General features: G+C 34.9%; 12 protein-coding genes. 4 read left to right on the top strand and 8 right to left on the bottom strand.

All coding sequences use genetic code 11. The features are described 5' to 3' along the window. The first annotated feature begins 198 nt into the window (after positions 1 to 198). A complete protein-coding gene (locus tag V7122_RS24860; protein WP_335529845.1) occupies positions 199 to 699 on the top strand; it encodes a DoxX family membrane protein in 501 nt (166 codons plus the stop codon). A 30-nt stretch (positions 700 to 729) separates the two neighbouring features. On the opposite strand, the gene V7122_RS24855 is transcribed toward V7122_RS24860, so the two are convergent. Next, positions 730 to 1,128 carry a hypothetical protein gene (locus V7122_RS24855; RefSeq protein ID WP_335487708.1) on the bottom strand — a complete coding sequence of 133 codons (399 nt, stop codon included), beginning with the start codon at positions 1,126 to 1,128 and terminating at the stop codon, positions 730 to 732. Between the two features lie 296 nt (positions 1,129 to 1,424). Here V7122_RS24855 and V7122_RS24850 point away from each other — a divergent pair, with 296 nt between their 5' ends. After that, on the top strand, positions 1,425 to 2,021 hold the full coding sequence (locus V7122_RS24850; RefSeq protein WP_335346656.1) for a biotin transporter BioY: 597 nt from the start codon (positions 1,425 to 1,427) through the stop codon (positions 2,019 to 2,021). A 24-nt stretch (positions 2,022 to 2,045) separates the two neighbouring features. After that, positions 2,046 to 3,041: a biotin synthase BioB gene (gene bioB, locus V7122_RS24845; RefSeq protein WP_335529842.1), complete on the top strand. Its 996-nt coding sequence runs from the start codon at positions 2,046 to 2,048 to the stop codon at positions 3,039 to 3,041. Positions 3,042 to 3,116: 75 nt separating this feature from the next. Here bioB and V7122_RS24840 read toward each other — a convergent pair whose 3' ends face one another. From V7122_RS24840 to V7122_RS24820, 5 genes are all read right to left on the bottom strand, one after another. After that, complete coding sequence (locus tag V7122_RS24840; RefSeq protein ID WP_335529840.1) at positions 3,117 to 4,493, bottom strand: HAMP domain-containing sensor histidine kinase; 1,377 nt, start codon at positions 4,491 to 4,493, stop codon at positions 3,117 to 3,119. After that, a complete protein-coding gene (locus V7122_RS24835; RefSeq protein WP_335529838.1) occupies positions 4,490 to 5,164 on the bottom strand; it encodes a response regulator transcription factor in 675 nt (224 codons plus the stop codon). The genes V7122_RS24840 and V7122_RS24835 overlap by 4 nt, the downstream gene beginning before the upstream one ends. A gap of 130 nt (positions 5,165 to 5,294) precedes the next feature. After that, positions 5,295 to 5,471, bottom strand: coding sequence for an H-type small acid-soluble spore protein (locus tag V7122_RS24830; protein ID WP_335347703.1), 177 nt, complete (start codon positions 5,469 to 5,471; stop codon positions 5,295 to 5,297). A 60-nt stretch (positions 5,472 to 5,531) separates the two neighbouring features. Then, positions 5,532 to 6,230 carry a hypothetical protein gene (locus V7122_RS24825; protein WP_335529835.1) on the bottom strand — a complete coding sequence of 233 codons (699 nt, stop codon included), beginning with the start codon at positions 6,228 to 6,230 and terminating at the stop codon, positions 5,532 to 5,534. Between the two features lie 246 nt (positions 6,231 to 6,476). Continuing rightward, entirely contained in the window at positions 6,477 to 6,689 is a 213-nt protein-coding gene (locus V7122_RS24820; RefSeq protein ID WP_335347701.1) for a cold-shock protein, read from the bottom strand. Positions 6,690 to 6,966: 277 nt separating this feature from the next. Between V7122_RS24820 and V7122_RS24815 the strand changes: the two genes are divergently transcribed. Next, positions 6,967 to 7,242 carry a DUF6509 family protein gene (locus V7122_RS24815; protein ID WP_438824809.1) on the top strand — a complete coding sequence of 92 codons (276 nt, stop codon included), beginning with the start codon at positions 6,967 to 6,969 and terminating at the stop codon, positions 7,240 to 7,242. Positions 7,243 to 7,348: 106 nt separating this feature from the next. On the opposite strand, the gene V7122_RS24810 is transcribed toward V7122_RS24815, so the two are convergent. Together V7122_RS24810 and V7122_RS24805 are read right to left on the bottom strand one after the other, a co-directional pair. Further along, on the bottom strand, positions 7,349 to 7,750 hold the full coding sequence (locus tag V7122_RS24810) for a cytosolic protein (protein ID WP_335487724.1): 402 nt from the start codon (positions 7,748 to 7,750) through the stop codon (positions 7,349 to 7,351). Positions 7,751 to 7,855: 105 nt separating this feature from the next. Next, positions 7,856 to 8,045 (bottom strand): cold-shock protein (locus V7122_RS24805; RefSeq protein ID WP_335529829.1); only part of this gene is annotated, 190 nt, incomplete at its 5' end.

Raw genomic sequence — 8,045 nt, 5'->3', positions numbered from 1 at the left:
CAATTAAATAATTCATAAAATAGTCAATATTAAGCTCCAATATTTCTTGACAAAACAAATCCCTCTATAATTAAACATCTTTCTCAAAATATTCACATTTTATTTACATTTACGTGAAATGAATCACATAAATGTTAAATATAGGGATATTTTTGCTACTATATCCCTGTATTCATCAAAAAGTTGGGAGAGATATGTATGTTTGTTAATTGGCTAAGGGAAAATCAATTATCTTCAGGATTATTGACTATTATTCGGTTGTATCTTGGTTATTCTTGGCTCAAGGCGGGATATATTAAAGTAGCAGGCGGGTTTGATGCATCGGGATATTTACAAGGAGCAATCGCTAAAGCTACTGGGGAGAATCCAACAGTGCAAGGATGGTGGGCTAGCTTTTTAGAAGGATTTGCCCTTCCAAATGCAGGTCTATTTAGCTTTTTAGTTGCATGGGGCGAACTATTAGTAGGGTTAGGTTTATTTCTTGGCTGCTTGACTACTGCTGCTGCATTTTTTGGAATCATAATGAACTTTGCCTTTATATTTTCCGGAACAATCAGTACGAACCCGCAAATGATATTATTAACAATATTCATCTTAGTCGCTGGATACAATGCAGGTAAAATCGGTATTGACCGTTTCATCATACCTTATATCAAACTGAAAACAAAAAGAAAAGATAACACCGCTGAAATATCTTAGGTTTATTTTTTAGGACTAGGCAAGCTACTCTTAGCTTGCCTTCCCCTGTTTTTCATCCTTTGTAAAGGTGACAAAGAAAAATAATAAGAAGCTAAGCAAAAGGATGGACCCACCAACAATATAGAAAATCGTGTTAACCGCACTTGGGAGAAATGCAGGTTTAAAAATATAGAGCGCCATCCCGCCTGTTAATCCGATAGACCCGATAATAGCAGTATATACATGAAACTTTGCTAGGATCCCAATTTTCGGGGAAAATACTTTATAGTATACCGCCCATGCGAATAGTGTTAACCATCCAACAACAAGTATATGGGCATGTATCGGTCTAAAAGCATAATCCCCTGCTCCAGCCATATGTGAACCTAAAAAAGCGCCGATAAAGCCAAATAATGCAGATAATCGTAATAAAACCTTGCTATAATTCATCGTTTTCCTCTCCTATTTACGTTTTTTCCGTTTTCTTCTAATCAAAGCCTAATCTATAATATACAACGTTTTCTATCTCTAAGGAACAGCATTTTTTCTGTAGCCTTTCCTCTCTTTTTCCTATTTTAAGCTTCTAATATGAACAGAAGATGAACATCCGTTTACAAATCTAAATCTCACACTATTAAAGTCTCTTAATATTTATATGTTAACTAAAAATAAAATAGGTTGACATATACTTAGGTTTGCCATTATCCTTTATTTATATTTACTAACAATCTTTGGAGGATAGGGAAATGAAAAAGAGATTAAGAACGATTGATTTAACGCTTGCTGGTATGTTTGTAGCTTTGATGTGTGTAGGAGCGAATATCACTACATTTGTTCCCTTTATGGTTATAGGCGGTGTACCAATTACGTTGCAAACATTTGTTGCCATTTTATCTGGAGCTATCTTAGGCAGCCGTCTAGGAGCAATTACAATGGCCGTTTATGCCTTTGTTGGTCTTGCAGGTGCGCCAGTATTTGCTAAATTTGGCGGTGGTATGTCTTCCTTAATTAGCCCGACCTTTGGCTTTATTCTCTCTTACATTCTTACAGCCTATGTAACAGGAAAAATCATCGAAATGAAAAAGACGATCCCAGTTTATATTACTGCCGCTTTAATTGGTATGGTTATTAATTATGTTATTGGTACAAACTGGATGTATTTTGCCTATAAGCTTTGGGCGGCTGCTCCAGATGGATTTACTTATAAAATGGCTTGGATGTGGATGGTTGTGCCATTGCCAAAGGATATTGTTCTCGCCATTTGTGCTGGAATCATGGCGAATCGACTTGAGCATAAGGTTTTTGCCCGAAGCCAATTTAGAAAAATTCAACGAGCTTCATAATCAAATTCAAAAGGAGGAGAATTAATGAGGAATTGGAGGAATCTTGCTGAACAAGTATTGGAAGGATATGAGCTTACAAATGAAGAAGCCGTTAGCATATTAAATTGCCCTGATGAAGAACTTCTAGATCTATTACAAAGCTCTTATAAAATCCGCCACCATTATTATGGAAATAAAGTAAAGCTTAATATGATCATAAATACAAAATCTGGGCTTTGCCCTGAAAACTGCGGCTACTGTTCACAATCAAGCGTATCAACTGCACCAATTGAAAAATATCGAATGATGGATAAAGATTCCATTGTTAAAGGTGCTGAACAAGCATTTAATATGAATGTTGGTACTTATTGCATTGTTGCCAGCGGAAGAGGTCCGAGCAATAAAGAAATTGATCAAGTTGTTTCCGCTGTTAAAGAAATTAAAGATAAATACAATCTTACGGTATGTGCATGTCTTGGATTGTTAAAGCCCGAACAGGCTTCCATGCTTAAAGAAGCCGGCGTTGACCGCTATAATCATAATATTAACACATCCGAAAATCACCACGAATCCATAACAACTTCCCATACATATGAAGACCGGGTAAACACCGTTGAATTAGTTAAAGAACACGGAATTTCTCCTTGCTCGGGTGTCATTATCGGGATGCGCGAAACTAAAGAAGATGTCGTGTCAATGGCCAGAAGCTTAAAAGCCCTTGATGCAGATTCCATCCCTGTTAACTTTCTTCATGCTATTGACGGAACTCCGCTTGAGGGAACGAAGGAATTAAATCCTAGATACTGTCTGAAAGTATTGTGTTTAATGCGATTTATTAATCCAACTAAGGAAATTCGCATTTCTGGCGGGCGTGAGGTTAATTTGAGAAGCCTTCAGCCTTTTGGACTATACCCGGCAAATTCTATTTTTGTTGGAGATTATTTAACAACTGCAGGACAGGATGGTTCAGCGGATCATCAAATGTTAAAAGATCTCGGCTTTGAGATTGATTTTGTTTCAGAAAATGCTGCTACATGTTAATAAAAGATTTTTTGTAAAAAAATGACAAGGTGCTATAGCTTTCACAGCTCCACATAGCACCTTGCCAATAATTCTCTAACCCTTTGGTAATTTCACTGTAAAAACAGACCCCTCCCCTTTCTTGCTCTCCACTTTAATTTCGCCATCATGAATTTCCAAAATAGATTGAACGATTGAAAGCCCAAGCCCAGTTCCTTCAATAGTGCGAGTCCTTGATGTATCAGCACGATAAAAACGGTCATAAATCCTTTCAACCTCTTCTGAATGTAAGCCAATTCCATGATCTTTAAAGCTTATCACGATCCAGTCTGGCTGATCATTTAATGTAATGTTAATCTCACTGTCTTCTTCACTATATTTAATGGCATTCGTTAAGAGGTTTTCCCAAACGGAATATAATAAGGTGTGATCCCCATGCAAATATGCATCAGGCAGTGAATAGCTAATCATCAATCCTTTTTCACTTAATATCCACTGGTACTGACGTATAACCGTCTTTAATTGTTCACTTAAATTAAATTCTTTTTTATCAAGCAAATCCTTTTGACTGTCAAGTGATGATAGCAACAGCAGCTGCTTAGTTAAATAGGATAGCCGATCCACTTCAGAATCAACTACATCAAAATATTCTTTATGCTGAGCTGTTGATTCAGCGCTCCTTAATAGTTTTAAATACCCTTTAATATTAGATAGAGGTGACTGAATATCATGTGAAATGTTAGAAATAAACTCCTTGCGTGCGTCATTTACTTTTTCTAATTTGCCAGCCATCGTTTGAAAACTAGCAGCTAGGTCCCCTATTTCATCCTGCCTATTAATATTCAGCTTAATGCCAAAATCCCCCTCTGCTATCAAGCTCGTTGCTGTATTCAATTTGGAAATAGGCTTTATTAAATACTTTGTGCTGATTAATACTAATAGGATAGTAAACACAACCATCCCCACAACAAGCCATCCAAACATCCGATGCATTTCATTGAATAAGAGCTTTAAATCTGGTCTAAGAAACAATGCGTATCTTTCGCCCTCATTAATAAGCGGGACCCCAACTGTATTCGTAAGCTCATTAGCAAAGAAACCCGTCACAAAGGTTTTGTGCGGAAACTTAGCAATTCCATGGAAAATTCCCCCATTGAGCACTTTTTCCACTGGCTCATCCGAAAGGTTTTCAGTTCTAAATGGTGCACCGAAGAATTGTCTATTTCCATTTTCATCGATAATAAAAATTTGATAGCCAATCGAACCGAGATGTTCAAAATATTCATCCATATTTATTTGATTTTGCAGTTGAATAAAATTAGTTATCTCCAATGCAATATTAGTCATTTTAAGGTCGTTCTGATTTTTTAAATAGGATTGATAATAAACATTTGAAAGTAAAAAAGAAATGATTCCGCTTGCTAGCATGATTAAAATCGTAGTAATGGCAAACTTGGAATAAAGGGATTTCATTTTTGAGCCTCCAGCGAATACCCAATACCTCTAATCGTTTTTATTGAAAAATCATCTGATGTATTTGAAAAGCGCTCCCTTAAACGCTTAATATGGACATCAACAGTCCGCTCGTCCCCCTCATAATCCATTCCCCATACTTGTTCAATTAATTGCCCCCTACTAAAAACTTGATTAAGGTTTGAAGCTAAATAATACATCAGTTCAAATTCTTTAAGCGGCAATATGAATGTTTTTCCATTAACCTCGATTTCATAGCTTTTTTTATTAATTAACATTGAACCAATTCTAATATTTGATTCCATTGCTTTTCCATATCTTCTTAAAAGGGCGTTTACCCTAAATATTAACTCTTTCGGCTCAAAAGGCTTTACTAAATAATCATCTGTACCTGAAAGATAGCCTATTTCTTTATCTTCAATTTGACTTTTTGCAGTCAATAATACAACCGGAATATCAAAATGTTTTCGTATTTCCACAGTTAATTTATACCCATCCATTACAGGCATCATTATATCAACGATTGCTAATTCGCAAATTTGATTATGAAGCCGTTTCAAAGCCTCTGCACCGTCTGCCGCTTCAATAACTTGAAACCCTTCTTTCATTAATAGTTCTTTCACTAAATACCGGACATGCTGATCATCATCAGCAACAAGTATAGTTTTCATTCGTTCCACCTTCTTTCTGCTGCATCATCTCTATTCTAATAAACCATGCTGTTAAAACCAATGATATTATATTTTAAAGGACCCCAATAAATAGACAACCACCCTAAATTTTTAAGGTGGTTGTCTATTACTATTCTTGAAGTTCTGTAATTTCTACAGTTGATCTTTCTTCAAGTGGTCCTCTTAAATGTACAGTAGCTGTCTTCCCATCTTCATTTAACTGATCAATCCACACAGATGCACCATTGTATGTGACTTCAATATCCGCTGATGATGAAAGGATCTGTTTTACCCGTATAACATCCATTGTAATCACTCCTTCATATTAATCATTATATTTTTTGTTGGAAAGAGAAAATTATGCCTATTAAATATAATCCTTTTCCATTGGAAAGAGGTAATCATTCACCCTTTTAACAATAGAAATTGCGAATAATTTTATGAACGCGAACGCAATTACTGCATTGTAATCGATAACATGGAGCAATCCCATTTTAATTTGGGCTAAATCAAAAATGATCATAAAAATAAAAAGAGCAATCAACGTTAAATACTTATATGAAAATAGAACGATCGCCGTTAACGGGATCGCCATGGTGATATCTATGATCATTTTTATGATCGTATGATCTTTATACATCGATTCAAACAACCCCATGGAATACCAGCTAAGTTTGAGAACCATTGACATAAAAAAAGATATCGTATGAAGAATAATATTAAATAACATATAGATCGTTAAAAATTTTATAGGAATGGAAGGATCATTTAATTTCCTTCTCCACCATTTCATGATATAGGAAGCTAACAAAAGCAAAATAATCGTATACCACGTTCTCCACCAATTATGCTCGTAAATACGAAGCCTTAAAAAAAGTTCTTCAATTAATGCAATAAGAGAAATGATCAGTATAATCCATTTAGTCCTTAACCGAAATGCCGCTATGGACATTAGCACAGTCGGAATAATAACTCCTTGAGAAATTAAGGAACCAAATATATCATCGGGCCAATTCTCTTTGAAAACATGAGGATAATAATCGTACGAATTCAGAAGAATAAGCACGACAAATTCCCCAAAAAATGAAAGACCCGCAGCAAAAAAATAAACAGCTAAATCTTTTCGAAAATGATTCGAATTCTTATATGTAAATATGAAGATGATTAGACTTATGAAAACTAAGGAAAAATACCATAAAGAGTTTGCCAAACCCACTTCACTTCCAAATTATTTTAGTTTCCATTATTTTGTTCATGTTATGATAACCTATACAAAAAGAAAGAGGACGATCAAAGATCGCCCCCCATTATATTAATTATTGGAATAAATACTATTGTTATTCACTACTTGAAGCTCCCTTATTGCCTCTTTCATTTCACTCTTACAAATTGGACAAGAAGGCTGCTGACTACTCTTAAAATTATCTCGGACCCAGCAATTACATGAATCTGACGTGCATTCCCAAACCTTTACTTCTTCCATTTTGATTTCTTCTGTGTTTTTTCTCCCAAATCCCATTGCCATATTAAGGCACCTCCCAAAGGGTAGACCCCTATTTTTCCCTAAAAATAAAAACACCTGTTAAATAAAGGGGAAATACTTACCAACTCTAAATAACAAGTGATTTATGGGAAACTTTATATATTCATAAACTCTTCAATTAGTATAACATAAATTTCCTTAACAGTCAAAAGGTCAAATGACATACTTTTTAAACAAGTTTAAGTTCAATTTTTTTGAATGTAGAAACTTTTTTTAAAGAAATAGTAATACTATTTCTTTTTATCGGGTAAGGTGTATAATGTTCTCGTTAACTAGATTTAGGTTTGATGAAGAAAGGGTGAAACCTATGGAAATTACAAGTTATACAGTAGAGCTGCTAAAAGACCCAACAGGAATTTTATTGGGAGAACGTTACGAATTCTTTTTAGATATTGCCGTGGATGAAGATGATGATTTATACGATGAGAATGGATTACAGCTTCGAGTTTTGTTTTATAAGAAAGAAGATGACTATCGCATTTTAAATTATCATTTTTTAAGTTCAGGTCAAATATTAGACTATGCATTNNATTAGAAGAGGAAGAAGAGAAACTAATCTCAAAATTTTGCACGGATCATTACATAGAAGCAGAAGATCTGTAAGTAATGAGAGCAGGGCACGCCCCTGCTCTCAAACTTTTTTATAATTGAATATCTTTCCCGTCTTCAGCGATATGATACATCAAATGCGCTAAATGATGGATTGGACTATATTCTTCTTCGTCTTCATCGCTTTCATTCTCTTCCTGGAACTCTAAATCATTTAAGTGCAATGCAGCAAATTGATAAAAGTCTTTTAATTCAAAAGCATAGCATGCACTTGGGTCTTCATTCTCTTCTTCGTATTGAAGGACCATATACGATTCTTTGCCACTGCCATCAATAGCATCGAAGAAAATAAAAAATCCAATATTTGTGTCCAGTTCAAATAAATGTCTTGTTCCACCCTCGGTTAATCTTTCAAAATCTTCTTCACTTAATTTCTGAACTTTCATTGCTTCAACTTGATCTTCCTTATGAAATTGAACAGTAAATTCCTTCACAGCTCTTCCCCCTTCTTTCGTACTCCATTTTATTATGACCAATTATCCTGCTAAAGACAAAAAATAATAAAAGAGCCTATAAAAAATATGGCTCTTTTACATTTGTTAAGCTTTAGTTACATTCACTGCTTGAGGTCCGCGTTGTCCCTCTTCTATGTCAAAATTAACTTCTTGGCCTTCATCAAGACTTTTGAAGCCTTCACTTTGGATAGCTGAATAGTGTACAAATACATCCTCTCCACCTTCAACCTCAATAAAACCAAAACCTTTTTCTGCGTTAAACCATTTTACTTTA

The sequence above is a fragment of the Bacillus sp. JJ1532 genome (genome assembly GCF_036965085.1).
GTDB lineage: Bacteria > Bacillota > Bacilli > Bacillales > Cytobacillaceae > Cytobacillus.
Note: the sequence above shows the minus strand (reverse complement) of the source record. Positions and strands in the feature narration are given on the sequence as shown.